The organism is Spirosoma terrae, assembly GCF_010435915.1.
Taxonomy (GTDB): domain Bacteria; phylum Bacteroidota; class Bacteroidia; order Cytophagales; family Spirosomataceae; genus Spirosoma; species Spirosoma terrae.
On sequence record NZ_JAAFZH010000011.1, the window covers coordinates 89,523 to 115,622 of the forward strand.

At 47.6% G+C, this 26,100-nt stretch carries 22 protein-coding genes and 1 tRNA gene; 11 read left to right on the forward strand and 12 right to left on the reverse strand.

Annotated elements, in window-relative coordinates; translation table 11 throughout:
- Nucleotides 1-31: 31 nt before the first annotated feature.
- Nucleotides 32-3,127, reverse strand: a complete 3,096-nt coding sequence (locus tag GK108_RS21205) for a SusC/RagA family TonB-linked outer membrane protein (protein ID WP_163952851.1) — start codon at nt 3,125-3,127, stop codon at nt 32-34.
- 306 nt (nt 3,128-3,433) lie between these two features.
- Between GK108_RS21205 and GK108_RS21210 the strand changes: the two genes are divergently transcribed.
- Entirely contained in the window at nt 3,434-4,738 is a 1,305-nt protein-coding gene (locus tag GK108_RS21210) for an OmpA family protein (protein WP_163952853.1), read from the forward strand.
- Nucleotides 4,739-4,821: 83 nt separating this feature from the next.
- Nucleotides 4,822-5,484 carry an endonuclease III domain-containing protein gene (locus tag GK108_RS21215; protein WP_163952855.1) on the forward strand — a complete coding sequence of 221 codons (663 nt, stop codon included), beginning with the start codon at nt 4,822-4,824 and terminating at the stop codon, nt 5,482-5,484.
- Between the two features lie 10 nt (nt 5,485-5,494).
- On the opposite strand, the gene GK108_RS21220 is transcribed toward GK108_RS21215, so the two are convergent.
- From GK108_RS21220 to GK108_RS21240, 5 genes are all read right to left on the reverse strand, one after another.
- A complete protein-coding gene (locus tag GK108_RS21220) occupies nt 5,495-6,043 on the reverse strand; it encodes a DUF4468 domain-containing protein (protein WP_163952857.1) in 549 nt (182 codons plus the stop codon).
- 98 nt (nt 6,044-6,141) lie between these two features.
- Complete coding sequence (locus GK108_RS21225) at nt 6,142-6,660, reverse strand: hypothetical protein (RefSeq protein WP_163952859.1); 519 nt, start codon at nt 6,658-6,660, stop codon at nt 6,142-6,144.
- 818 nt (nt 6,661-7,478) lie between these two features.
- On the reverse strand, nt 7,479-8,459 hold the full coding sequence (locus tag GK108_RS21230) for a ThuA domain-containing protein (protein WP_163952861.1): 981 nt from the start codon (nt 8,457-8,459) through the stop codon (nt 7,479-7,481).
- A 157-nt stretch (nt 8,460-8,616) separates the two neighbouring features.
- A complete protein-coding gene (locus GK108_RS21235) occupies nt 8,617-10,986 on the reverse strand; it encodes a TonB-dependent receptor (RefSeq protein WP_163952863.1) in 2,370 nt (789 codons plus the stop codon).
- Between the two features lie 78 nt (nt 10,987-11,064).
- The gene (locus tag GK108_RS21240; protein ID WP_163952865.1) at nt 11,065-11,511 is read right to left on the reverse strand and encodes a response regulator; all 447 of its coding nucleotides are present in this window, start codon (nt 11,509-11,511) and stop codon (nt 11,065-11,067) included.
- Between the two features lie 121 nt (nt 11,512-11,632).
- On the opposite strand from GK108_RS21240, the gene GK108_RS21245 reads away from it, so the two are divergent.
- A complete protein-coding gene (locus GK108_RS21245) occupies nt 11,633-12,067 on the forward strand; it encodes a response regulator (protein WP_163952867.1) in 435 nt (144 codons plus the stop codon).
- 141 nt (nt 12,068-12,208) lie between these two features.
- Here the strand turns inward: GK108_RS21245 and GK108_RS21250 are convergent, their stop codons facing one another.
- A complete protein-coding gene (locus GK108_RS21250) occupies nt 12,209-13,576 on the reverse strand; it encodes an MFS transporter (RefSeq protein WP_246225052.1) in 1,368 nt (455 codons plus the stop codon).
- Between the two features lie 249 nt (nt 13,577-13,825).
- Between GK108_RS21250 and GK108_RS21255 the strand changes: the two genes are divergently transcribed.
- Complete coding sequence (locus tag GK108_RS21255) at nt 13,826-15,580, forward strand: FAD/NAD(P)-binding protein (RefSeq protein WP_163952868.1); 1,755 nt, start codon at nt 13,826-13,828, stop codon at nt 15,578-15,580.
- A 30-nt stretch (nt 15,581-15,610) separates the two neighbouring features.
- Nucleotides 15,611-16,360 (forward strand): DUF3891 family protein, encoded by a 750-nt coding sequence (locus tag GK108_RS21260; RefSeq protein ID WP_163952870.1) that lies wholly within the window; start codon nt 15,611-15,613, stop codon nt 16,358-16,360.
- Between the two features lie 22 nt (nt 16,361-16,382).
- On the opposite strand, the gene GK108_RS21265 is transcribed toward GK108_RS21260, so the two are convergent.
- Nucleotides 16,383-18,674, reverse strand: a complete 2,292-nt coding sequence (locus GK108_RS21265; RefSeq protein WP_163952872.1) for a tetratricopeptide repeat-containing sensor histidine kinase — start codon at nt 18,672-18,674, stop codon at nt 16,383-16,385.
- Nucleotides 18,675-18,729: 55 nt separating this feature from the next.
- On the opposite strand from GK108_RS21265, the gene GK108_RS21270 reads away from it, so the two are divergent.
- Nucleotides 18,730-18,915, forward strand: coding sequence for a hypothetical protein (locus GK108_RS21270; protein WP_163952874.1), 186 nt, complete (start codon nt 18,730-18,732; stop codon nt 18,913-18,915).
- A 34-nt stretch (nt 18,916-18,949) separates the two neighbouring features.
- Here GK108_RS21270 and GK108_RS21275 read toward each other — a convergent pair whose 3' ends face one another.
- From GK108_RS21275 to GK108_RS21285, 3 genes are all read right to left on the reverse strand, one after another.
- Nucleotides 18,950-19,921 carry a quinone oxidoreductase family protein gene (locus tag GK108_RS21275; protein ID WP_163952876.1) on the reverse strand — a complete coding sequence of 324 codons (972 nt, stop codon included), beginning with the start codon at nt 19,919-19,921 and terminating at the stop codon, nt 18,950-18,952.
- A 146-nt stretch (nt 19,922-20,067) separates the two neighbouring features.
- Nucleotides 20,068-21,798: a thiamine pyrophosphate-dependent enzyme gene (locus GK108_RS21280; RefSeq protein ID WP_163952878.1), complete on the reverse strand. Its 1,731-nt coding sequence runs from the start codon at nt 21,796-21,798 to the stop codon at nt 20,068-20,070.
- 45 nt (nt 21,799-21,843) lie between these two features.
- Nucleotides 21,844-22,317, reverse strand: a complete 474-nt coding sequence (locus GK108_RS21285; RefSeq protein WP_163952880.1) for a Dps family protein — start codon at nt 22,315-22,317, stop codon at nt 21,844-21,846.
- 232 nt (nt 22,318-22,549) lie between these two features.
- Between GK108_RS21285 and GK108_RS21290 the strand changes: the two genes are divergently transcribed.
- The 5 genes from GK108_RS21290 to arsB all read left to right on the forward strand — a co-directional run bounded on the left by GK108_RS21290 (nt 22,550) and on the right by arsB (nt 25,794).
- Nucleotides 22,550-22,879 carry an ArsR/SmtB family transcription factor gene (locus GK108_RS21290; protein WP_163952882.1) on the forward strand — a complete coding sequence of 110 codons (330 nt, stop codon included), beginning with the start codon at nt 22,550-22,552 and terminating at the stop codon, nt 22,877-22,879.
- A 61-nt stretch (nt 22,880-22,940) separates the two neighbouring features.
- Entirely contained in the window at nt 22,941-23,831 is an 891-nt protein-coding gene (locus tag GK108_RS21295; protein ID WP_163952884.1) for an arsenite methyltransferase, read from the forward strand.
- 24 nt (nt 23,832-23,855) lie between these two features.
- The gene (locus GK108_RS21300) at nt 23,856-24,296 is read left to right on the forward strand and encodes an arsenate reductase ArsC (protein ID WP_163952886.1); all 441 of its coding nucleotides are present in this window, start codon (nt 23,856-23,858) and stop codon (nt 24,294-24,296) included.
- Between the two features lie 2 nt (nt 24,297-24,298).
- A complete protein-coding gene (gene arsN2 / locus GK108_RS21305) occupies nt 24,299-24,748 on the forward strand; it encodes an arsenic resistance N-acetyltransferase ArsN2 (RefSeq protein ID WP_163952888.1) in 450 nt (149 codons plus the stop codon).
- Nucleotides 24,745-25,794 (forward strand): ACR3 family arsenite efflux transporter, encoded by a 1,050-nt coding sequence (gene arsB / locus GK108_RS21310; protein WP_163952890.1) that lies wholly within the window; start codon nt 24,745-24,747, stop codon nt 25,792-25,794. Before arsN2 ends, arsB begins: the two co-directional genes overlap by 4 nt.
- 221 nt (nt 25,795-26,015) lie before the next feature.
- Here arsB and GK108_RS21315 read toward each other — a convergent pair.
- Nucleotides 26,016-26,087: transfer RNA gene (locus GK108_RS21315), tRNA-Arg, on the reverse strand.
- Nucleotides 26,088-26,100 lie beyond the last annotated feature (13 nt).

The following is a 26,100-nucleotide window of genomic DNA, read 5'->3' on the forward strand; positions in this document are numbered from 1 at the left end:
TTCGTTTGAAAATCAGCTTAACAAGTCTGGATTAGAAACCGATGTTGATACCGCCCGTAATGGTACGTGCTTGCGGAGCCGTATAGAAGTCATAGCCCTGTGCAATGTTCGACACAATGTAGTCGGCGTTTACTTCCGGGTCCCATCCTTTGTAATTGGTGAAAGTGAGCAGGTTCTGGCCTGTCACAAACAAACGAACGTTGGTCAGTTTGGCTTTGCTGATTAGTGTTTTAGGTAAGTTGTAGGATAACGTAGCAGTACGTAAGCGTACAAACGATCCGTCGAGAATAAAACGGCTGGACGACTGGGCACCATTGTTATAATACAAACGAGCTTCCGGTACGTTTGTATTTGTGTTCTCGGGGGTCCAGGCGGCCAACTGATCAACCGTCTGGTTGTCTTCGAAACGGCCGTTAGCCGCCGAGTAGCGTCCTACACCATAGAAGTTGATTTTATTACCAAAAACACCGTTGAACAGAACGCTTAGGGTGAAGCCTTTGTAGCTAAATGTATTGGTGATACCGGCTGTCCATTTTGGTAGTGGGCTACCAAATACGACGCGTTGCGCCTGACTATATACATTGGTTGTTGAACGATCAACGGTTCCGTCGGGATTCGTAGTATTCTTGTACCACAATGCATCACCATTGGCGGGGTCAACACCAGCATATTCCTGCGTAAAGAATGTGCCTAGTGGCTGGCCTTCAACGGCGCGGCTCATAGCATTGATACCACCCTCGATGATCTGGCCCTGCAGATTCGTGATTTTGTTTCGGTTCGTGGCCGCGTTAAAGCTGGTCGACCAGCGGAAAGCACCTGTCAGGTTTTCCGAGTTGATAACAAATTCAAAACCCTTATTTTCCAGACTACCTACGTTGCGGAACTGCGTAGCAAATCCGGTGGTTCCCGGTACGTTTACGTTCAGTAGCAGACCTGATGTTTGTTTGTTATAATAATCGATTTCCCCATTAATACGATTATTCAGAATGCCGAAGTCGATACCAATATCAAATTGGTTGGTTGTCTCCCATTTCAGATCAGGGTTTGCCAATTGAAAAGGACGCTGGCCTGGTAGCGCTCCGTAGCTGGCATCGCCTATAAACAGACCCAGTTGTGGGAAGTTTTGCAGCGATACGTTACCAGCTGTTTGAATATCGGCGTTACCCGTTCGACCGTAGCTGGAGCGAAGTTTCAGGAACGTAATGGTGTTGTTATTTTTCAGGAACTCCTCTTCCGATAGCACCCATCCAACGGAAACAGCCGGGAAGAAGCCATACCGGCTATTACGTCCGAAACGCGATGAACCATCGATACGGGCGCTTGCGCCTAGCAGGTAACGATCCGCGAATTTATAGTTGGCACGGGCGAAATAAGACAGGAAGCGGAAATCAGATTGGGTTGAGCTACCATCTGTTTTACGGGCTGCACTGGCAATCTGGCGATAGGCGTCAGAGGGAAAATCGCGACCTTCTGTGAAGTTGGTTTTTTGTTGCGATTGTTGAAACGACATACCCACCGTTGCGTCGAGGTGACTACGTCCGAATGCTGTTGTGTAGGTGAAGAAGTTGTTGGTATTATAGTTCTCAACCCGAACGAAACGGTTTTGGCCAATACCCAGTGGGGCGCTGAAATTACGCTGCGTTTTACTGTTGTAATACAATTCTTCCTGCTGATTCAGTACGTCCAGACCAAACTCACTACGGAACGCCAGACCTTTTGCTATTTCTAACTGGCCATATACATTACTGATGTTGCGGTATACGGTTGTGTTAAAGTACGCATTGCCTGCGTTAATCAGCGGGTTATAATACAGTGGAATGCTGATGTCGCCGGGAGGAGTACCAACTGGCAGGCCCGTAACAGGATCAGTGGCAGGGGTCATTGGCGGCAGAGCTACCATCTGCATGGGGTTATCGAACTGGTTATCAGCTGAGAGCCGTTGGTTATAGGTGCGAGTCAAACCCATGTTGAAACCAGCTCGAAAACGGCTCGATACCTGATGGTCCAGATTGATACGTCCAGCGTAGCGTTTTAACGCATTGCCGATCAGAATTCCTTTTTGATCGAGTAACTGACCTGATAAATAGAACGTTGTCTTCTCATTGCCGCCGTTCATATTGAAGTCGTACTGCTGATAGGGTGCATCCTGATAAGCCAGATCCCCCCAGTTTGTGCTTGCCTGATTCGGAGTGCCATACGTACCAAGGCCCTGCGTTTCATAAAAGCCCTTCATATACGATGAGTACGAATCTGGATCAGCCGGATCAATACCCTCAATGCGGTCCGAGTTGGCTGCTGCCCGATTATAGAAATTAACGTACTGTTCCGTATTCAGAAACTGAAGTTTTTTGGTTGGTTTACTGGAACCATATTGGGCACCAAATGTAATGTTGGTACGTCCTGCTTTACCACGCTTGGTCGTAATCAAAACCACACCGTTTGCGGCCCGTGCCCCATAGATAGCGCCAGCAGATGCGTCTTTCAGGATATCGACCGATTCAATATCTTGTGGGTTGATGTCGGCAAGTGGGTTTGTTGAAGCACTGTTAAAGCTTAAGTTATCCGTTGTAACAGGTGTGCCATCGACAATGTATAGAGGCTGGTTTGAGGCCGATACGGAAGACTGGCCCCGAACGCGAACCTGAATGCCCTGGCCAAGTTTACCTGAGCCCGCATTGATCTGAACCCCCGCTGCTTTACCCTGAAGTGCCTGGTCGAACGTAGTGACGGGCTGATCCTGAATATCGGCAGCTTTTACTTTAGCGATATTGCCGGTAAGGTCGCGTTTAATTTGCTGACCATATCCCGTAACAACAACTTCGTTCAGATTTCGTACGTCGGTCTTTAGTTGTACGTTGATGATTGAGCGACCGTTAGCTGGCTCTTCAACCGATATAAAACCAATGAAGCTGTACACAAGCGTTACGTCGCCGTCGACGGAAAGTCTGTAGCCACCGGTTGCATCGGTTAACGTTCCCTGATTTTTGCCTTTTACACTGACCGAAACGCCGGGTAACCCTGCGCCGTCATCAGAGGATGTCACCTTACCCGAAATTACCTGGTTCTGTGCATAGCTACTCAGCGCTACAGCCAGAAATAGGAAGTTAAATAGTAAGAGTTTTCTCATATTTTTAAGTTAGAAAGTTGTAAGAGTTGTAAAAGTACAACGCAACGATAAGTTTTAAAAAGAAACAGACACAACAAAGGGAGGATTAAACTAGGAAAATCAGAAGAAAGCGCTAAAAACAAATACAGATAGAGAATAAAATACTATTTAAGTTGATTAGTTTAAGTAGAGTTACATTTTATTGTTTTATTTCTATTTATAAAGAATAAAAATCTATTTTCAGATCTGGTATAAATGCTTTATTAAACCATAAACTACGTAGTATGGTCAAACGTTTATAAGAGTAAGTCTCTGTAAACAACGGCCATGAATCGTCTATTTCTCCTTTTTCTATTTCTGACGGCTACGGGGCTGCGGGCTCAGGTACAATATACGACCGAATCGCCCCGTGTCGATGATGTCAACGATACCGACGTAGTGATTCAGCGCGTTGAGCTAACGGCTGAGTACACAATTATTTATATGAAGTTCCAGGCGGATGAGCAAAGAACGCAAAATCGTGGTTGGCCTTTCTCTATTCCAATGCCAAGGGGAGGGGGAAGAATGGGCCCCGATCCCAATGAAACCTACAATACTATTAAATTTGAGCCTACTGCAAGATTGTATGTAAATCAGGGAGAACGTTCGTATAAGTTTATCCGGGCAGAGAATATTCCACTGGAACGTCGGCGTCGTGTTGAACCAGGGGAGCGGGTTGATTTTGTCGCTTATTTCGAACGTATTGATCCAGGATATGCTACGTTCGATCTCTACGAATGTAGAGATGGTAAAGGGTATATATGCTTCAATTTCTGGGGGGTTCATATTATTAATCCGGCTAAAAAGACGTACTCGCAGCGAACACCGACTAAACCACGGGCCACCCCTAATTCTCCGACCACACCCAGACAACAGCCACCCCGCTATCAGCCCAAAACAACTCCGGGCGTTGGCACTCCGGACGTAACTCCGCCTGTAGTGGCGCCCAAATCGGAAACGGCTGTGGCTGCGGTTGCCATCAATGGGGTGACGCGTAATGCGAAAACGAAAAAAACGATTGGTGCCGTTGTGACGTATCAGCTTCTGTCGGGTGCCGAATCGGCGGGTACCGGTTTAGCGGATTCAGTACGTAGCAACGGCCAAACCGGTACGTATTCTATTCCGATTGGCAAGCGTGGGGTTTATGTAGTGACGGCTTCGGCTACAGGCTATTTTAGCCAGAGCGATACGTTAGCGACAAACCGCGTTAGCCTGAACCGGGACTTCGATTTAGTACCTATCGAAGCCGGGGCAACCATTACGCTCAAGAATATTTATTTCAACGTATCAGAATTTGATCTTAAACCGGAGTCGTATCCTGAGCTGGACCGGTTGGCTGGTCTGATGCAAACCAATCCAACCATGACCATTCGACTGGAAGGGCATACGGACACCGTCGGCGAATTTGACGCCAACGTTGAATTGTCGCGTAATCGGGTGAATGAAGTGAAACGATATCTGGTGGCTAAAGGTATTGATGAAGGTCGGATCGACACGGTTGGCTATGGTCCATCGCGACCAATCAATACGAACAAAAGTCTGAAAGAACGACCCGAAAACCGGCGCGTTGAGATGGTTATTGTGAAGGTCTAAAACTAGTTGCTACGTTTGAGGTTTGTAGGTTGATACTGGTTGGTAATACAGCTAGTTGCAAACTATGAATCTCAACGTAGCCCATGAAACCTGATTTTGATCTCAACGTTGTTTTAGGCCGGATTGAAGAGGCTATCCGTCCGTATCCCAAAGCAGCCATGTTTGATTTGGCTGAGCGAGGCTACAATACGCTGTTTGAACAGTTGATTTCGTGTATTGTATCCATTCGTACGCTCGATGAAACCACGATTCCTGTCTCACTACGTTTATTTGAGGTTGCCCGAACCCCCGAACAGTTTCTAAAACTCGATATACCCACGCTAACGCAACTCCTATACGGTACTACGTATCCGGACCAGAAGGCGTACACCATGAAAGGAATTGCGGAACGTATCGTCAGCAATTTTAATGGCGTACTGCCCGCTGACTACGAAACGCTTACGTCGTTCAAAGGAGTCGGGCCAAAATGCGCTAATCTGGCTTTGGGCGTTGCTAGCGGGCAAGCGGCCATTAGCGTCGATGTGCATGTCCATCGCGTGGTTAATCGATGGGGCTACGTAAAAACGAAGCAGCCTGAACAGACGTTGAAACTACTGGAGAAACAGGTCCCCCGCGAACAGTGGGTGGCTATCAATCGCTTGCTGATGCCTTTTGGTAAGCATATCTGTACGGGAACACTACCTCGCTGCTCGACCTGTCCGGTGCTTGCCTGGTGCGAGCAGGTTGGTGTGGAGCACCACCGTTGATGGATTGGTTTTAGTTCGATTTTTTCTCCGCCAATGAGATCATGTATTCTTTAAGGTTCGCCAACGTAGCACGGCATTCTTTATTCAATTGACGATATAAGTCCTCCTGCTGTTTGACGGCTTGTTGAATCACGTTTGTGCTTTTCGTTTTATTGTCGGCCATCCGGCTCATTTCGTCGGCTGTGGGACTTGTTGCCTGAACAGGCAATGAAAGGCCCTTCGCTTCAGTAATGAGATCGGTTAGGGTTACCCGATACCGGCCAAATTTCGCTTCGAGGGTTAGCGTATAACGTACCGTCTGACCGTCGATCAAAAAAACTGACTTCGCAAATACGACGTTATTTTCCTGATCGTAGTGCTTTTCAGCATCGCCTTCATTTGGGTATTGCTGATCGACCCACGACCGTAGTTGAGTGGCAACCTGGCGAGTTGGTCGGGTGGCATCGGGCAAACGAACAATTTCCTGGTACTGAACCTGCCCGAGTTCGTTAGTGGGCAACGTTACTTGCGCTAAAAGCTGAACCGAGAGCAATAAGAAGAATGGCAATAGGACCTTCATAGGAGTGACAATAGCCTTGTATGAAAACATGCAAAGATACAGGCTAAACCTTGGGATGCCTTATTAAACCGTTCCGATGAAGAAATGCTTAGTGGATCTTAGTCGGTTGATGACTCATCTTCAACCGAAAACCCTGTATCGAGCAGGCTATCCAGATCAAAGCCTTTTGATTCTAAATACATGAGTAGGGCACGGGCATTTACGCGAGCCGGGCTAACCCGGTAGCCGCTATCCTTACTCGACGATATAACCCCTTTGGCTGTAATAATGAGCGTGAAAGGCTCGGTATATAGTTCGATGTAATCGTTGCCGCGTGTAATAGTCGTGTTAACCAGCGTATCGTCTGCCCAGCCATAAGCCAGTTTGCAACACGTATTCGCTTCTTCGGTAGTAATGGTTGTTAATTTTCGTAGCACGGGCCGAATGGCTTCTGGAGATAATTCGTATTCAATCCTACTTCCGTCGAAACAAACTTTTACTTCTTCCTGCGTAATATCTACGGCTACCAGCTTCGCATTGCGGGGTTGGGCATCTGGTCCATCGGCGACTACAACTACCGGGCCGCCTAGATAACGAGCCAACTCCTGGGCTGTTAAACCTGTAGTTCGTGTTTTCATTCGGTAGTTTGGATCGTGGGTTAGTGTTTCACGAAAAAGAGGCATTTCGTTAATAGGATTAGGCAAAAATAATAACTTAAAGTATTGTTAACTCCATAAATGATCTAATTGGAGCGGTAAATAGAGTAATAGTTTCGGACATATTTACATATTTAGTGAGCTAAAATGGCTAAGTAGGATAGTAGGTTTTAGCTGAAAACCAGTATTCTGAACAGTTTGCGGCACTTTTCAGCCAATACCTAACCTACTTCGTATAGCCTTGATTTTACTCAATCCCCTGAAAATCGGTGGTATCAAATTCCGTACCAAATTGACTTTATTACTATTTCATCCAATAAAGTCTAGCTCTTGAAACTCTTTTTTGCAGTTCGGTATACAAGGGTATTTTACTGCTTTTTGCAAAAAGACATTTTTGCTTTGCTATATAGAAATCATAGTAACATGCGGCTTTAAGGCTTCTCGTTGATGGAGCGTCAAACCTGATAAATAAGCCATGCCAATTTTCATAGCCTCCTCACTAACCGTAAAATTTTGTACAAAATCCGGCTTTAGGAAGCAGTGCGACTGCTAAAGCTGGAGTATGCCCATGTAGACATAGTAGCTTGCAGGACGACCGTCCCAAGACTTTGACCATTTTATAAGAGGCCGCCTGTGATCTTACGTAAGACGTTTTGTTGGGAGAAGAACAGACGCTATTGGAAGGAATTGATTCAGATACGTAACAAGTGACCTTTGGGAGGAGCATAGACCAATCCTGAACGATCACTCGTTTGATGTTAGCGGAAGCCGAAAAACTATATCAACACAGACCTACAGTCTTATTCAGTAAATGCACGTTTACTGGTAGCGGTTGGAGTTGGGAAATCAGCGGGAACAGGAATATCTACTTTGCCAGTGGCGGCCCACTGGGCTCCTCGTTGCAGGCACGTAATAAAGCCAACGCATTCAACAGAATAGTCGACGTGGCCCAGGGGCGTATGGAAAATTCGACCTTTACCGTAGTTGATGGTCATCAGCATGGGCTCATGTCGACCGGTACCTTTGTTCTCTGTCGATGAGAAAGCCGTTGCCAGTACCGTCATATTCTCGGCAGGTCCGCGCAATCGATCATACATTTCGTCCTTGGTATGCATCCAGTTGAGAGGCATGCCTTTCGTGATAGGATGGTTGGCATCGCGAACGGTTATCAGGAATTCTTGCTGCGCTCCGTGTGATCCGGCCCGCCCAGGTTGCGGGTCTCTGATTAGTTTACCGTCTTTGTCATAATACACGTAAGGGCCATCTTTTTCCGTGCGGTCGCCCCAGCCACCGAGGCCAATCATTTTGTTATAGGCGGGCCAGAGAGGAAATGAGTTATCGGCGGCATGAACAACCACCAGACCACCGCCTTTTTTCATGAAGTTTTCGAAATCGGCCTGGGTTTCATCGGACCACGGAGCCGCATTCCAGCCAAAATTGCTGATAACGAGGTCATATTTTGAAAAGTCGGGGTGGAAGCTGGAATCGGCTCTGGCTTTGGGTAAGGCTTTGGTACCTTCGACACCGGCAATTTTATATTTATCGACCAGATCGTTGCCATTCCAGGTATAATAGGTCCGCTTTACATCGACCGAAAACTTACCAGTTTCTTCGAGGTAGCGCTTCATCATAAAAGTAATTTTTGGCCATTGTTCGTGGTTGTTCTGCCCATCCACAATGAGTGTCCGGATAACTTTAGCCTTACCCTTTGGCGTTGACTGGGCATCCGCCTGGTAGCTGATCACAGCAATCAGCATTAGAAAAGCATAGAATGATTTCATAAAAGTAGCGTTAGCTGACAGGACGTAGTAAATACCAATGTGGTCTATTAAGGGCACTATAGATTTCAAATCAGTTAAGCGGTTGAATCTACTTTAGCGCTCGTACCATTACCCTGTTTTTATAGCTGGTCAGACGTAGCGTTCGTCTGACTAACGTTTAGAAATTAAGTCGTAACGTAGCGCCGTAATTTCTTGGATTACCCAAATGAGCCGCTCCGAAATTATATGCGTAGTCGATGAACGTAGCGTCGCCCAAATTACGTCCCCAGAAAAAGAGTTCGGCTCGTTGCGAGGAAATACCAATGCGAGCATTCAGCAGGCTATAGGCATTTTGTGAAATCTGATTAGCCAGGTCGAAATACTGTTTACCCAGATAACTCCATTCGCCACGGGCAACCAATCGATACTGTTGCTTACCGCCTAATCCATAGCTATACTGCACGGCCAGCAACGACGTAACATCTGGCGTAAAAATCTGGCGATTCCCTTTCAGATTGACACTTTCGCCGTCAGTGGCCAGATTGAGCGATGAGTAAGTCGCTTTTGTATAGCCAACCTGATACGTTACGTCCAGCCCTTTGGTGGGAGTTGCCTGTAATTCCAGTTCCAGCCCTTTACTCGTTAGTTGGCCCGCATTTTTGGTAATGGTGATAGCGTCCGGTAAAATCAACGTAGGTACCTGGGCATCCTGCACCTGGGTATAAAAGGCGGCTACGTTTAGCCGTAGCTGATTGTTCCAAAAGGTGTTTTTTAGGCCTATTTCAAGATTGTTGCTGTACTCGGGCTTGTAGGCGTAGAGGGGCGGCTGCGAAGGGTCTGAGGAGAGCTGCGTGATGCCCCCCGCCCGGTAGCCGCGGCTATACGTAGCGTAGAGCTGATGATTGTCGGTAAAAAAATAGGCCAGACTAGCTTTGGGCGAAATGGCAGAAAACCTGGCTGTGGCCGACGTATCGGGCTGCGTAATGGTTGCCGTCTGATCGCCATCCATCTGGAATTCGCCAAGCACCGACTGCTTTTTGTGTTCGTAATCGTACCGTAAGCCCAATGTTAGTTTTAGCCTGGGGTTAATGGCATACGTACCCTGCCCGTAAACTGCCAGACCGGCGCTAATGCCTGTGTTTGTGTTAATACTGGTAAAATTGGGGAAGGGGGAGCCAACTAAAGCCGCATCATTTCCAAAATGAGTCCCCAGTCGCGTAGGATTGTGCTGATAAAACCCATACGTACCGGCAATCCAGCTAAAGCGCGATGGCGAACTGGCCGGCGAGGTGAACCGAAACTCCTGAGTGCCAACCTGTACGTTATTCCACTTTTTGCCGTAATTGTTAACGATGGTTACGCCGTCGATGGGCGAAAAATCGCCGTCAACGGGTTGGGCATAATATCGGTAATTAGACTGATAGGCCGATTGCGACGTAAACGTAAAGTGGTTTCCAACGTAGCTGGCCGACAGCGAGGTGTTGAAGACATAATCCATCAGTCGGCCAACGGCATTCTGATTTACCGTGAAAGGAGCCTCAAAAGCATCCTGCGGGCTGGCGGCCAGTGGGAACGATCCATCATTTTGGTTGGTATTGTGCTTCACATTAAGCGTTAGCGCCCAGCGCGAACTAGCCAGAAATTTCAGGTAATAATTCCCCATGACGTAGTTGGCCCGGTCGAATCTCGATTGGTCGAAATTATTCCGATAAAAGCCATCCTGCTGCCCATATAGCGCCGAAATGCCCAGAAATAGCCGATTCTTTACCAGCGGGGTCCGTATGCCTGCACTATACCGCTGCTGGCCGTAATTACCATAGTTCAGTTCGACAAATCCTCGTGTTTTGTTATCCGGCTGTTTCGTGACAATGTTAATCACGCCACCCATGGCGTTACGTCCATAGAGTGTTCCCTGCGGACCCCGTAACACTTCAATGCGTTCAATATCGAGTAGTTGAGCTACATAGGTATCCAGGCTAAATTGATTGACGCCGTCAATATACGTTGCTACCGTTGGATCGTAGGACGTAGTGGCAATTCCCCGAATAGACGTAACGTTACGTCCATCGCCAGGGTTGGCCGAGTATAAATTGGGAATCAGGGCCGTTAAGTCTTTGCTGGTCCATAAGCGATAATCCAGAACCTGTTTTGACGAGAGCGTCGATACGCTGAAAGGGAGTTTTTGAGGATCTTCTTCCACTTTCTGAGCCGACACCGTCACTTCATCTAGTCGCTGGCTGGATTCTGTGAGCTGGATCGTTAGGGTTGGCTTATCGGCGGTTATTGTAAACGGTCGATTAGACGTAGCAAAGCCCAGGGCACTGGTATTTACTGTATACTGGCCAGGTGGCACATTGGGGATGATGAATTTCCCCTGGTTATCGGTTAGAGCACCCAGATTGGTATTTAAAAGATATACGTAAGCGCCGGCAATGCCCAGCGATTGGTGATCAGCAACAGTACCGGAAAAACTAGTGAACGTTTGGCTGTTGGCGACTGGACTATACTGGATGAGCACTATACACAAGGCCCAGATAAACTTCTTCATAGACAATGAGAGGCAATCAAATTAAATTTTTACTGCTCTATCAGCGTCTCAAATGTAATCGGATTTCGGCGTTGGCTATCAGGAAAGTTGATCGGACGGATCAAAATAAAGCCACGGAATGGTTGCCGTCTGAAACCAGAAATCACGAATCTGTCGGACATACAATTTCCATTCTGCATAGGTAAAAGGCTTTGGCGTAAAGGCGTTGGCCCCCCGTGCATAGGCTTCCTGAGCCGTAGCTTCGGTCCGATTGCTGGTAAGCATGATGGTTGGGATAAGACGGCCCTGAGGGTGCTGTCGTATACGATCCAGAAAATCGAAACCGCTCAAATCAGACTTCAGGTCAAGATCCAGTAGAATTAGATTGGGCCCCATTCCATTAAGTCCGTTTAAATAGATGACAGCTTGCGTGAAGCTATTTACGTGAACGAAAGTTACTTCTGGAAACACACTGGCAGCCGCCCGGTTCAGTACTTCCGCAATTTCTTCTTCATCGTCCACCAACAATATTGTCTTTTTCCTCATCCCATATACAACTTTTGTATGAACGTTTATAAATATATAAACAGTTCAGATTTGTTATATTAAAACATTAAGAGAGCACATACGTTCTTTTTTTTATTTGCTTACTATTTACTCAACGACAATGATAGACAATGGCCCAATCATCTTTATTGACGATGATCCCGACGATCAGGCATTATTTAAGCCGCTTCTGGAGCAAATTACCCCTCAACGGGAAATTATTTTCTTCGAGAGCGGACAGAAAGCCTTAGATTTCCTGAAAAGTAGCGACGAGCGTGCTTTTTTGATTATTTCAGAAGTATATATGCAGGAGCTTAACGGGCTGGAACTTCGACGGGAAATTGAAAAAGATCCTGTTTTGCGAAGACGTGCTATTCCTTTTATTTTTCTGACGCATCCTATTCACAAATCGATGGTTGAAGAAGCGTATGAATTAACAATTCAGGGTTTTTTTGAAAAGAAAAGCAACTTGTCGGCTATGCAAACGCAGCTACAGGCTATCGTAGATTATTGGGTCAATTGCTTACATCCCAATCGATTTAAGGATGATGAATAATTAGGGGAAATAGTGATATCGGTCTGGATAGGAGAGCAGAAAGAACCTGACGATAATGTTTGTTTCTTTCTGCTCTCTTTTCGCTAACAATGGAGATGAAACTACGTTTGCCTTGCTGGTAAATGGAATGATGTGATCAATTTATCGGATTGCTGACAAGTCGGTATAACGACGTAGTACCAGCCAGATAACGATCAGGGAGAGGCCCGCCAAAGCTCCCGCTACTAAACCAATGGTTGGCGCTTGTGTGTAAGCCAACGCATGCCCTGTCAGGTATGATCCAGCAATGTCCGATAAATTAACGAAGGCCATATAGGTTGTAAACTGGGAACCTTCTACGCCGGGTCGGCAGATAGCCATGAGCAAGGGCATGGCTGCGGCACTAAGACTTGGGTCCATAAAATACAGCGCTACCAGGCCCGTCTGCGCAACAGTACGATTCTGCCAGGTGGCTTCGAGGAGATTGAAGCCAACCAGATACGCGACCATCACTAATAAAATGATTATCAATAAGCGGGGTGGGCCAATACGGTCGGCCAGATAACCGCTTATGAGGGCGACCACCGTGGCGACCACCATGCCAAACGTACCCGTTAATAGGGAGAGGGAAGTGTCGGCCCAGCCGAGCTTCTGAATCAGGTGGTAATTGTAGGATCGCAGAAACAGGCTGATACTAACATAGGCTACTATAATCGCAGCAACTAACAGGATGTTTCTTCTGGCGAAAATTCCCCTGATCAGCTCCGCAAACAGCCACTTGAATGAATAATCTGACCCTTGATTTTGGTCGGTGGGCAATGATAAAACAGGCGCTTGACGCTTCAGAAAGGGCAAAAGCCGATCGTTGGGCTGTTCTTTTATGAAAAATGTTATAAGTGTTAGCGTCAGTAGACAAACGCTTTGAGTTAGAGCCGCATCCCGAAAGCTATACTGGCGAAGAAGCTGTGAAAAGGCAGCGGCTCCTACACCGGTACCTACTAAAAAGCCCGCCCGCATAAACGCATTGAGTCGCCCGCGTTCGTGGGAAGGGATAACGGTAATAGCCATCGCATCGACGCTGGCATCCTGAACAGAGGCAAAGATACTGTGGATCATAAAAATGATGCCTAGTGTATGTACCTCGTTGGTAGGATTGCGAATAGAGAGCAAACCGAATGAGGCTAGCAATGCCAGGAGTTGTGCGCCAAGTACCCAGGGTTTTCGGCGTCCCATTGCTGATTGCTGATACCGATCAATGAAAGGCCCCCAGATAAACTGAAAAGCCCAGGGTAAGCCTACTACGGCGGCAAACGACCCAACTCTCGACGGTGCTACGTGCTCGGCCGTTAAAAAGTTGGCTATAGCGGTCAGTGAAAAGCCCGCCGGTAGTCCCTGCATCAGGTATAAATAAAAGAAAACGACGTAGCGTAAGGGGCGGCTTTGGGATAATATCAACGGGAAAGCAGAAGCTGAACGAATAGTCGACATAGCCAGAACCAGTAACACCAAACAATTGGTTGGTAGGACCATTTGTTTATGACTAATGTTTTACCCTGAATACGTTCATATAATAAACTGTGTCATTGGCTTAACTTCCTGGGGGCAAGAAAACAATTTGCTTATTCATCTACTTACATCAGGGGCCAGATCAGACAGTGAAATACATCCGTATGTTGTCGTCTGGTTGGTCGGTCGGTCTGCCGCCAGGCGACAGGTTTTTATTCTCTTACTATCTGGAGCTTTTAGCCTTTTTATACCTATCGCAATAGGTCAAAATTGATGGTCGTTAACGAACAAAAAAAACGAATTGCTATTCTCGGGGCTGGTCCCAGTGGTTTATTTTTTTACAAACATCTGGTAGAGTCTAAGCGGTCCGATTGGGACGTGTCCTTATTTGACCGATCCAGCCAGCTCGGGGCTGGTATGCCTTATGGCTCCGCCGGTGCCAATCGAGAACACGTAACGAACGTATCCGCTAATGAGATACCACCACTTGTTACGTCACTCACCGAGTGGATTCAGCAGCAGCCAGCGGAAGTACTCGAGCCATTTCAACTGGAGGCTACACAGGTCAGTGACTATCGGGTGGTACCTCGTATATTGTTTGGTCAATATCTGGCGGCTCAGTTTGATCTTTTACGCGAGCAGGCCGCCTGCCAGGGGTTGATTACGCATGTTCACCTTAACTCTCAGATTCTGGATATAGTTGATGACCCTGAGACGAATCAGGTTTGGGTTGAGACGGACACGATGGGGAAAATGCCCTTCGACGTAGCCATCATCTGTACTGGACACCAATGGCCAACGAAACACGAAGGCAAAATACCGCTCTATTTTTCGTCGCCTTATCCACCTGCTAAGTTAAAGTTGACGCTAAATCATGCCGTGGCTATTCGGGGGGCATCGTTGACGGCTATTGATGCTATTCGTACGTTAGCCCGGCATAATGGCCATTTTGATACTGGCCCGGATGGTCGCCTTCGCTTTCAGTTATCTCCTCAAAGTCCCGACTTCCGGCTCGTGATGCATTCCCGGGAGGGCCTGTTACCAGCTATTCGATTCCACCTCGAAGAGCCCCTGATTTCGGCCGAAGATTTGCTGAGTCCCGACCTGGTCGCGGATAATCGGGCTCAAAATGATGGTTTTTTATCGCTGGATTTTGTTTTTGATCAAGCTTTTAAGCGGGCTATCCGACGGAAGGCCCCAGTTTTCTATGAGCGAATAAAAGCCATGAGTCTGGAAGAGTTTGTGGAGACAATGATGAGTCAGCGAGAAAAGGAGGACGCGTTTCAGTTATTCGCAGCCGAATACAAGCAGGCAGAAGAGTCAATAAAAAAGCACGAGTCGATATACTGGAAAGAGATGCTGGCGGTTTTGAGTTTTGCTCTTAACTACCCGGCTAAATATTTTTCGGCTGAGGATATGGAACGGCTGAAAAAAGTACTCATGCCTCTGATTTCGCTGGTCATTGCCTTTGTCCCACAGAGTTCGGCACGGGAGCTGTTGGCGCTACATCAGGCCGGGCTGCTAACAATTCAGTCGGTAGGGCAGGATAGTGAGGTAATTCCGCAGCCCAGCGGAGGAGCTATTTATGAGTATACCGACGAGGATGGCCAATCGCATCGGGTCTACTACCCGGCCTTTGTCGATTGTATTGGTCAGCCTCATCTCGATTTTGACGATTTCCCATTTACGAGTCTACGTATTGATAAAACCGTTAGCCCCGCCCGATTACGTTACCAGTCTAATCAGGAAGGACAGGCCGCTAGGGAGCAAGGTAATGACGATGTGGAGCAGTTATCGGATGGGAACTATTATTTACGAGTACCGGGCGTCGCCATCAACGATGATTTTCAACTGGTAAACGAAGAAGGTCAGGGTAATCCTCGTTTATATATGATGGCCGTTCCGCATATGGGAGGCTATAATCCTGATTATTCGGGGCTTGACTTCTGCGAAACGGCTTCGGCACGGATCAGTCAACGATTGTTTAGCGATAATCCTACGGCTGCTGGCCTGCTACTCCAGTTCTGATTGAGCCTTTAGAATACATTAGTCGATAAAATGATTGTTACAAGTAAAGACTTTGGCTGGGAAGTGATCCACCAGCAGGCTCACGGCCTGTTAGCGCTTCACCTCGGCATAAACTGGCAGATTGAGAAACGGCCTGTCAACTGGATTGAAACCCTGGTGGCGCTCACCGAGCACGACGATGGACAGGATGCCTGGGAGGATCGGCACCATCTGACCCAAGCAGGCGCACCTATGGACTTTAACATTCAGTCGTATTCAGTGGCGCAGGCCCGGCGAATGATCGAAATTGCGCTGGAAAAAAGCCGCTGGAACGCCTTGATGGTGTCGATGCATGCGTCGTTTCTGTATGAGCCAGTGCGGCACCATCCGGTGGGGCACCAGCAAAAAGAAATGACTGAATTTCTGGATCAGCAGCAGAAAAACCAGCGCGATTGGCTACGTATGCTGAAGATGAAGCGGCAACAGGCCGACTATGCCTACGACTTTATCCAATGGTGTGATGCCTTTTCCTTAATCTTATGTCAGGATCTGGTGCCACCAGATGGCCGCCGACTGGAAATAAGCCGTGGGCCGGACAAAATATCGTATTACGTATTTCAGCAGCCAGACGGCGTGTTACGTGTTGACCCCTGGCCCTACGAGATTGACTCGTTTACGGTGAACGTAGAGGCTTTTGAAGTAAGACAGCTTTCGTTCGAAAGCGATCGTGCGTTGTATGATGCGATCCAGCAAGCTGATGTTATCCAAAAACAATGGACAGTAGAGCGAGCCGACCGATGAGGTCCTGCCGTCCTGAATCTAGTTAACCGACGGACTGTTCGATGGATCTCTTCACATTGAGAATTGGCTGGAAGACTATCTGGATCTGCACGCCTATAGTCTGACTGATGGTTAGCTGACCACCTATCTGCTGGCATAGGCCACGCATCATGGTCATCCCCAGCGTATCGTTGCGGTGAATATCGAATCCAACGGGTAGCCCTACTCCGTCATCGGTAATGGTTAGCTGGTAGGTGTGGAGGTCAATCGGGTGGAACAGTACTGTAATTGTGCCTGAGCGTTGTTGCGGAAAGGCATATTTCAACGAGTTGGTTACTGCTTCGTTGATAATCAGGCCGATGGGGATTGCCTGTGCTACGTCTAGCTGACCAGGAGCCAGTTTGTAGGCGGCCCGAACGGAGGTCTGCTGCGTAAAGGATTCAAGTAGATAATCGACGATCTCTTCGATAAATTCGGCCATGTTGATTCGGGCCAGCGAATCCGACTGATATAGTTTCTGGTGAATCAGAGCCATTGCATGCACGCGGTTCTGGCTATCTTTTATGGCCATTAGTGCGTTGGGGTCCTGCAGCAAATCGGACTGGGCATTGAGCAGGCTGGAAATGATCTGGAGGTTGTTTTTTACCCGGTGATGAATCTCCTTCAGCATCCATTCTTTTTCTACCAGCAAATTTTCTTTCTCGTCCAGGATTTGTACGAGAGAGTCGTTTTTTCGATTGATTTCCAGTTGTTTGGCTTCCAGTAATTGGTTGTTACGTTGTTTAAGCCGGTAACGATTATAGCTGACCCCCAATAGCCCAGCCAGCAGCATTGTTCCGGCAATACTGCCATTTCGTTGTAAGTCTTTCTCCCGGATACGAGCCTGCTGAAGCTGATTTTGACGAGTCAGGAGCGCAATATCCTGCTCCTTTTTTCGGGTGTTATACTGAATTTCCAGTGCTGCAATCTGTTTGCCCTTTTTCTCGCTAAAGATCGAGTCGCTTAAGGCTTTGAATTTTTGATAGTGCACGATGGCTGACGGATACCGATGTTGAGCGGAATCGATCTTAAACAGCTGCAAATGAACGCTGGGAGTTCCCCGTTTGTAGCCAATTTGCTGGAGCAGGCTCAGCGCCTGATTGAGGTAGCTACGGGCCTTATCGTATTGTTGCACAATTCCGTAAAAGGTGCCGATTTTTATATAAGTCGCTATTACCGGCTGACTTACGGGTTTTCCGGCCTGTAGGGCTACTAACTTTTTGTAGTAGGTTTCAGCTATTGAATAGTGCTTCAGCGCCAGATGACATTCGGCTAACGTAGCATAGGTTGCAAAGTGATCAGAATTGGTACGTAGTGGATACTGCCGCAAAATCTGCGAATAAAACGCCAGTGCTTTAGCTGGATTGGCATGGGTAATTAGAAGTCCGCACAGATTATTTGCGATGAAATGAACGATTGGGAGGGCTCCGACTTTAGCAAACAGGGGAATGGCTTTTTGATAGTGAATGATGGCCGTCTGCCACTGCTTTAGTTCGTCGTAGAGGATTCCCAGATTGAAATGAAAACTACCCAGATAGACACTATCCTGGTTCGCCGTAGCAATTTCCAGCGTTACTAATTCATACTTCAGGGCCTGGTCGTAATTGGCGAGCCCGTGGTGAATTGAACTGAGCAGATCGTAGGTGTATTGGAGTTGCCGGTAGTGAATAGAGCGATACAAGGCTAAAACCTGAAACAATTCCTTTTCGGCCAGCGACCAGTTTCCCTGCTGGGCGTGCATATCAGCAACCGCTTTGAGCATGTAGGCTTGCTTGTCTACGCGGCCAATTTGTTGAAACAAACGCATGGCTTGCTGATAGCAGCTGATTTTTTTTGGCAGCTCATCCGGTGTTTGCTTGTACAGATTGCCCAAAAAATAACAGATTGCTGCCTGCTCCGTCAGATTGTTTTGCTCTGTGTAATACGCCAATACGTTACGTAGCTGCGTTTCTGCCTGCTTTCGGTTTCCCTTAATTCCTTCAATGCGGCCCAACAGACATTGGCTCCGAATTTGGCCGTCTCTGACATGTAGGTTAGAGCTCAGCAGTTCAGCTTGTTTGCAATAGGCGTAGGCTTTCCCTAAATCGGTGTCTAATTCTTCGTGACGCGTAATCAAATCACTACTTAAGGCGAGTAACGTATTGATTCGGTTCCTGTCGGGTTGAGTGTGCGTAAGGGATGTCTGTAGGCTATCGACCGATTTTGAACGGAGTAACGGATATAATGGCTCTCCGTGCACGGTCGCCTGTATAATAAACAGACCGATCAGTAGTACAGCAAGGCGTGTAAGCATCATCAGGTACGTTTAACCGTTTCGATTTGTCTGTTGAAATTAACAGAGCTAAATCATATTGATGCTAGTAACGGGCCAACGTACTGTAAAATCATCGATTTATACCGTTTGTCCGTCAACCACTACGTTTATATCGTACCATCAACGGAATCCCATCGCTTTGTGGCGGGAATGCCCGACGTTACGTTCGCTTCATCGATTCTTGGAATTTGAAGCGAACGTAACGTCGGGCATTCAGGTATAGGATAAGGATGCTTGCTACAATGCTAGGGTAGTAGCTAGGACATCGTGATTACTAGCCGCTTACCAGGAGCGATTTCCTGTTGCCAGGCGGCAGATACATCCGATAATGGTCTAGCTTCGGTTTCTAATTTCAGCGATCCCGCTGCCGCCAGTCGAAACAGTTCGGGCAGAATATCTGAGTTCATCTGCTGATATGCAGTTGCTGGTAAGCTTCCCAGGCCCGATCCCAGTATTTCAATGGCCGAACTACGCAGGCTTCCCGACGAGAGGCTGATGGTTTCGCCAGCCATACTGCCAACAGTCACAATCCGGACTGGGTGGGTAAACCGGCCAATGCCACCGCCCATCAGCGCCTTTAGTATTATTTCTATGGGGTGCCCCCATAGGTAATCAATCACTACGTCGATGGGCGTGGATGCGTGAACTGCTTTCAGTTGTTTACCAATAGTTTCGTCGTCTTGGCGGAGTGAAATAATAGCATCGGCTCCCAGCGTTTTCAACTTTTCCAGCGACTCTGCATTACGTCCCGTAACAATAATCCGGCTGGCTCCGTAATAGCGAGCCAGTTGAACGGCTAGTTGGCCCGTTACGCCGGTAGCTCCGTTAATCAGTACGACCATTCCAGCTTTCAACTGGGCACGGTGGAGCAGGGCAAGGGCCGCGCCCATGACCGCATTGGGTAGCGCGGCTGCCGTTACGTCGGACAGACCGTCGGGAATGGGTACGAGATTGGCCGGTAAAACCAGTGCTTTTTCGGCCACCATACCCGTAATACCTGTTGTGTATACCCGCCTGCCATCTTCTAACTGACCAACACCGTCGATACCGACAACGGTTGGCAGTTGTTCATGACTGGCATAGTGTCGGCCACTGGCCCGAATTTTGTCGAGATTTTTGATCGCTGCAGCCTTTACATGAATCAGAAGCTGGCCTTCTTGTGGAACTGGATCGGGGAATTCTTCAAAGCGGGGTACTTCCCCCAGTTGATGTAAGACGGCAGCTTTCATACAGATTCTGTTTAGTAGTTATACCCCGAAACTACCACGATTTGCGAGGTTTTGGAAACGTTGAGCGGTGTCATTGGTCAGGAGGCAGCTGATGTTGGCAATGTGTTGACCAATGAAGGGTATTCTAGTTTAGTTGTTGGCGCTGTTTAGAGTATATCTGATAAATGCTTGTAATTAGCTTTCACGGTTTCCAGTACGTCGTCCATCCGTCCTCCCAAAATCATTTTGCTCATGGTTAATGTGTACCCTTTAACCTGGTTCCATTCTATGCGGGGTGGCATGGCTAAAGAGGCTGGATTGGTAAAGACATTGACCAGTACTGGCCCATCGTGAGTAAAGGCATCCGTAAGCGCTGATTGTAGTTCGTGAGGTTCCCGCACCGTCAGACCCCGGAAGCCCATTGCCTGGGCAACTAGGGCAAAATCGGGATTTACCATGTCAGTTTCGTTATCGGGGAGGCCCTGTACGTCCATTTCCAACTTTACCATACCTAGAGCCCGGTTATTGAATACAATCAGTTTAATGGGCAATTTGTACTGCTGAATGGTGGCGAGGTCGCCCAACAGCATAGAAAGACCACCATCGCCACAGAACGCAACTACCTGGCGTTTCGGATAGCAGAGCGAAGCGCCAATGGCCATAGGCATAGCATTTGCCATCGAGCCGTGATTAAACGATCCCAGCATCCGGCGCTGGCCCGTTGCCTGTATATAGCGGGCACCCCATACGCAGCACATCCCCGTGTCGACCGTAAAAATCGCGTCCTGGTCGGCTAACGTATCAATGGTAGCGGCTACAAACTCCGGACTGAGCCGATCCGTACTACCAGGGTCCTGCACGTAGGTATGTAAATGTTTTTTTACTGTTTCGTACAGACTTAACTGGGCGTTTAGAAAGCTGCTATCCGTTTTTTGTTTAATCAGCGGTAACAGAGCTTGTAACGTATCACCGATTTTACCACAAAGTCCTAAGTCCAGTTTGGCACGGCGCCCCAGTCGTTCCGGCTTTTCGTCAATCTGGATAATTTTGTTTTTGGTAGGTAGAAACGGAGTGTAGGGGAAATCTGTCCCTAACAAGAGAACGACGTCGGCTTCATGCATACTGTGATAGGCCGACGGTAAACCAAGCAGGCCGGTCATGCCTACTTCGTTAGGATTGTTGTATTGGATACCCATTTTGGCCCTAAATGAATAGCCAACGGGAGCCTGCAGGCGCTGGGCTAGCTCAACAACGTCGTCGTGGGCTTCAGTGGCCCCAATTCCGCAGTAGATCGTAATTTTCTGCCCTGCATTCAGGAGAGTGGCTAGCTGTTCCAGATCTGGGTCGCTGGGACGCATCACCACTGTGTTGCGGTAGTTGTGGCTAGCTCCCGGACCTTTTTCGGCTGTCATCGCTGCTACGTCACCCGGCAACCCCAATACGGCCACGTCTTTTGTATGAATAGCGTGTTGTATCGCCATCTGCATCATACGAGTCGCCTGAACGGGTGTTGTGGCTATCTGATTGTAGCTGCTGCAGTCGTCGAACAGCCGGATGGTGTTAGTCGATTGAAAATAGTCAGAACCGAACTCTGGTGTATCAATAGTTGACGCAATCGCCAGAACGGGTACCCCAGACCGGTGTGCATCGTAGAGCCCATTGATTAAATGGACGTGTCCGGGGCCACAACTTCCAGCGCAAACGGCCAGCCCTTCCAGTTCGGCCTCGGCTGCTGCGGCATAAGCGCCCACTTCTTCATGCCGTACATGAATCCACCGGATCTGACCATTGCGCCGGATGGCGTCGTTCAGTTCGTTGAGGCTATCGCCTGCTACGGCATAAATTCGTTTTACGCCGTTCTGCACCAGCATTTGTACTAACTGATCCGCTACTTTCATACTAACAGGTTTGTTTCGTTCTACACCGATGAAGGTCAGGATTCTTTACTTTAGGTGGGCACGTAGCATCCAGGCTATTTTTTCATGCGTTTCCATCAGGCCCGTTACGTAGTCGCTTGTACCGGCGTCTTTGTGGGCATCCTGAAATTCGCTAATGGTTCCCCGGATAAATTCGATAATGCTTTCGTGATCGCTCAATAATTGTTTTATCAGGCTACGACTATCATTGCCACCCTCGTTTTGCTCAGTCAGATGGGTGAGCTGGAGAAAATTTTTCAGTGTTGCCGGAGCGTAATGATCCAGTTGCCGAATCCGTTCGGCGACGCCATCGACAATCTCAGCGGATTGGTTATACAGTTCCTCAAAATAGACGTGGACGGAATGAAAATCCATGCCTTCCAGATTCCAGTGTGCATTCAGTGTTTTGGTGTAGAGTACGAATTCGTCGGCCAGCAGTTTGGACAATTCGTGGGCGACAACTTCGCGGTTTTCAGGTGAGATGCCAATGATAGTTTGCATAATATGGGTTTTAATTAGCGGGGGATGTACTTATATCTGGACAAAATTGGCGGGGGATGATTTCTTAACAGCGGTAGAAATCCCGGAAAATGCGGTAATAACTGACGTTTTTCCTGCTGGTAGCTACTATCTGTATGGCTTCTTATTGGATCTATCTGAAAAGCAACGAATACTAGGATAAAAAAGGATTATCGTAATATTGCGATTTGATTTTTTCTAGTACCTTTGCCGCATGGGTGTAACGAAGACCGAAATATTTACTGAGGAGCAAAACCGCATCGCTGATTTGGCTAAAGCCTTTGCGCATCCGGCACGTGTGGCCATTTTACAATTGCTGGCACAGAAGAAAGCCTGCGTTTGTGGCGACTTAGTAGACGAGTTACCATTGGCTCAGGCAACCGTTTCCCAGCATTTGAAGGAACTGAAACGCATCGGCATTATTCAGGGAGAAATCAATCCGCCCCGCGTCTGCTATTGCATCAATGAACCCGTGTGGGAAGAAGCCCGCCAGGCCTTTGGCTCGCTGTTTGACATATATGTAAAGGCCGCTGCCTGTTGTTAAATCAGCGGCTTTTTTTTATTTATATTAATCGTAATATTACATTAAACCAATAGAGGTACTTATGGAAACTGCCGAACAGATTAAGGAAAACGTACGCCTGAAATATGGTGCAATTGCTCAACAAGTGGACGTTAATTCAGTGGGGAGCAGTAGTTGCTGTGGGCCTACTTCCTGTTGCGACCAATCCAGGCCGGGAGCCGAGATTGGTGAGAATGTGCCGATTGTGATGGCTCAGGATTACCACGAGCTGAACGGTTATGTGTCCGAGGCTGATTTAGGGTTAGGCTGTGGACTGCCTACTCAACTTGCGCAGATCAAAACAGGGGATACGGTGGTGGACCTGGGTTCAGGAGCTGGTAATGATTGTTTTGTGGCCCGTGCTCAAACCGGTGAAACGGGTCGTGTTATTGGTCTGGATATGACTCCAGCTATGATCGATCGTGCTCGCCGGAATGCCAAAGCTTTGGACTTTACCAATGTTGAATTTGTGTATGGCGATATTGAGGACATGCCCTTGCCGGAAAATTTGGCCGATGTTGTGGTAAGTAATTGTGTGATGAATCTGGTACCCAACAAGCAAAAAGCCTTTGCTGAAACCTTTCGTATTCTAAAGCCAGGAGGGCATTTTAGTATTTCCGATATTGTGTTGAAGGGAGATTTGCCTGCTGGCTTGCAGCAAAATGTTGAACTGTATGTGGGCTGCGTATCGGGTGCGATTCAGAAGGAAGCCTATATACAGCTCGTTAATGAGAACGGCTTTACCGACATTCAGGTGCAGAATGAGCGGGAAATCAACGTACCCGACTCGGTGCTGCAAAATTACTTGTCGGCCGAGGAAATCGCTACGTATCGTCAGCCAGACCGAGGCATCTACAGTGTAACCATCTTCGCTCGCAAACCTATTCGATTTACTGATATGAACCCGGCCGCTACGACCTACGGCGGTAATTAGTCAATCCATAAAGTCTCTATTGCTATGAAACGAATTCTAGTTCTTTGCACGGGTAATTCTGCCCGCTCGCAGATGGCCGAAGGCTATTTGCAGACATTTGCCGGTAACCGCGCCGAAGTTCTTAGCGCCGGTGTGGCTCCCCACGGTGTTAACCCGTTGTCCATTCAGGTAATGGCCGAAGATGGGATTGATATTTCGCATCACACCTCGAATCATGTAGATGAGTATATCGCCATCCCATTTGATTATGTCATTACGGTGTGTGATAATGCCCGCGAGCAATGCCCGCTTTTTCCGTCAAGTGCTGAAAAGATTCATCATAGCTTTCCTGATCCGGGCATTGCTTCGCCGGATGATCACCCCAATATCGACGCGCTATCTTCGTTTCGTCAAGTGCGCGACCTGATTAAGGCATATAGCTTGTCATTTATTGACAGTCACATAGGTGAGCCTATCTTGAAATAACCATGGCTATTCACATCGAAAGAGCCCGGCCAGATGAGATAGAAGCTGTGCTGGCTTTGCTAAGGCAAAACAAGTTGCCCGTCGAGGATCTGCCAGCGGGCCTGCCTGATTTCCTCATTGCCAGAGATGAGGGGACTTCCGTGGGTGTTGCTGGTCTGGAATCGTTTGAGTCAGTAGGGTTACTACGTTCAGTAGCCATTGATCGTACCTACTGGAATAAGGGAATAGGAGCTCAACTAATCAACCAATTATTAGCGCTTGCCGATGCATCGCATCTGCAGGAGGTTTATCTGATTACCAACACCGCCGAAGGATATTTTACCCGATATGGTTTCGTTTCAGTTAGCCGGGAAACGGTGCCCGAAGTTATCCGGCTAACTCCGCAATTTAGCGGCCTTTGCCCATCATCGGCGATTGTTATGAAACGCAGTATTTTAACCCCTGTTCCATGAGTACCCCCCGTTTATCGTTTCTCGATCGCTTTCTGACTGTATGGATTTTCCTGGCTATGCTGATCGGTGTAGGCTTAGGCTACTTTTTCCCGCAGTCGCAGGCGTTCTTCAATCGTTTCACTTCGGGATCTACCAACGTACCGTTGGCTATTGGCCTGATCCTAATGATGTATCCACCTTTGGCCAAAGTAAGGTATGAAGAGCTGCCAAAAGTATTCGCCAATACGAAAATATTGGTGCTTTCGCTGCTGCAAAACTGGATTATCGGACCATTGTTGATGTTTGGCCTTGCCGTGCTTTTTCTTTCCGATAGGCCCGATTACATGACGGGTTTAATTATGATCGGTATTGCCCGCTGTATTGCTATGGTGATTGTCTGGAATGATTTAGCGGGTGGTGATCGACTTTATGCTGCTGGCTTAGTGGCTTTTAACAGCATCTTTCAAGTACTGTTCTATTCGGTCTATGCGTGGTTATTCATTACGGTACTACCACCATTGTTTGGCATGCCTGGTTATGAACAGAGCCATTTAGCGGATAGTATTACCATTGGTCAGGTGGCTGGAAGTGTTTTCATTTATTTAGGCATACCTTTTTTGGCTGGTCTTGTATCCCAGATAATGCTTACGCGCTTAATCAGTCGCCACTGGTATGAACAGAAGTTTTTACCGGCTATTAGTCCCATTACGCTTATAGCTCTCCTATTTACGATTGTGGTTATGTTCAGCCTGAAAGGTCAGCTGATTGTTTCTATTCCGCTCGATGTACTGCGCATTGCTATTCCGCTTTCGATCTATTTTGCCATCATGTTTTTTTCGGCTTTCTACTTATCGAAGCGAGCCGGGGCTAACTATGGGAAAGCTACGTCTCTTGCCTTTACGGCAGCGGGTAATAACTTCGAGTTAGGTATTGCAGTAGCTATTGCCGTATTCGGCATCAACTCAGGGGTGGCTTTTGCCGCTGTCATCGGTCCGCTTATCGAAGTGCCAGTACTGATTCTGTTGGTCAATTTTGCGCGAAAACAGCAGAGAAATTTCGAGCAGTAGGTCTACCTCTTGTGATGGGAAATCTGTGAACTTATCAACTTTCTGACCGTAAAATGAAGCTAATTGCCTGCCCGATTGGATTAATGGCACATAAGGTAGATTAAAGTAGATTGACCAGTATAGAAACCTGGCTTGCAACTAATAATATTGAGTTGAGTCAATTAACTAGCTGATTTTGACTATTTAAGCTTAGGTCTGGTTAACCTTGATTTGGTGGAAAGTGGTCCCGACGGGAATCGAACCCATATCAAACGTTTAGGAAACGTCTATTCTATCCGTTGAACTACGGGACCAAAAGAAAAACCT

Coding starts and splice junctions, on each gene's coding strand:
- GK108_RS21205 (WP_163952851.1), bottom strand. CDS start 3,127: ATGAGAAAACTCTTACTATTTAACTTCCTATTTCTGGCTGTAGCGCTG.
- GK108_RS21210 (WP_163952853.1), top strand. CDS start 3,434: ATGAATCGTCTATTTCTCCTTTTTCTATTTCTGACGGCTACGGGGCTG.
- GK108_RS21215 (WP_163952855.1), top strand. CDS start 4,822: ATGAAACCTGATTTTGATCTCAACGTTGTTTTAGGCCGGATTGAAGAG.
- GK108_RS21220 (WP_163952857.1), bottom strand. CDS start 6,043: ATGAAGGTCCTATTGCCATTCTTCTTATTGCTCTCGGTTCAGCTTTTA.
- GK108_RS21225 (WP_163952859.1), bottom strand. CDS start 6,660: ATGAAAACACGAACTACAGGTTTAACAGCCCAGGAGTTGGCTCGTTAT.
- GK108_RS21230 (WP_163952861.1), bottom strand. CDS start 8,459: ATGAAATCATTCTATGCTTTTCTAATGCTGATTGCTGTGATCAGCTAC.
- GK108_RS21235 (WP_163952863.1), bottom strand. CDS start 10,986: ATGAAGAAGTTTATCTGGGCCTTGTGTATAGTGCTCATCCAGTATAGT.
- GK108_RS21240 (WP_163952865.1), bottom strand. CDS start 11,511: ATGAGGAAAAAGACAATATTGTTGGTGGACGATGAAGAAGAAATTGCG.
- GK108_RS21245 (WP_163952867.1), top strand. CDS start 11,633: ATGATAGACAATGGCCCAATCATCTTTATTGACGATGATCCCGACGAT.
- GK108_RS21250 (WP_246225052.1), bottom strand. CDS start 13,576: ATGGTCCTACCAACCAATTGTTTGGTGTTACTGGTTCTGGCTATGTCG.
- GK108_RS21255 (WP_163952868.1), top strand. CDS start 13,826: ATGGTCGTTAACGAACAAAAAAAACGAATTGCTATTCTCGGGGCTGGT.
- GK108_RS21260 (WP_163952870.1), top strand. CDS start 15,611: ATGATTGTTACAAGTAAAGACTTTGGCTGGGAAGTGATCCACCAGCAG.
- GK108_RS21265 (WP_163952872.1), bottom strand. CDS start 18,674: ATGATGCTTACACGCCTTGCTGTACTACTGATCGGTCTGTTTATTATA.
- GK108_RS21275 (WP_163952876.1), bottom strand. CDS start 19,921: ATGAAAGCTGCCGTCTTACATCAACTGGGGGAAGTACCCCGCTTTGAA.
- GK108_RS21280 (WP_163952878.1), bottom strand. CDS start 21,798: ATGAAAGTAGCGGATCAGTTAGTACAAATGCTGGTGCAGAACGGCGTA.
- GK108_RS21285 (WP_163952880.1), bottom strand. CDS start 22,317: ATGCAAACTATCATTGGCATCTCACCTGAAAACCGCGAAGTTGTCGCC.
- GK108_RS21290 (WP_163952882.1), top strand. CDS start 22,550: ATGGGTGTAACGAAGACCGAAATATTTACTGAGGAGCAAAACCGCATC.
- GK108_RS21295 (WP_163952884.1), top strand. CDS start 22,941: ATGGAAACTGCCGAACAGATTAAGGAAAACGTACGCCTGAAATATGGT.
- GK108_RS21300 (WP_163952886.1), top strand. CDS start 23,856: ATGAAACGAATTCTAGTTCTTTGCACGGGTAATTCTGCCCGCTCGCAG.
- arsN2 (WP_163952888.1), top strand. CDS start 24,299: ATGGCTATTCACATCGAAAGAGCCCGGCCAGATGAGATAGAAGCTGTG.
- arsB (WP_163952890.1), top strand. CDS start 24,745: ATGAGTACCCCCCGTTTATCGTTTCTCGATCGCTTTCTGACTGTATGG.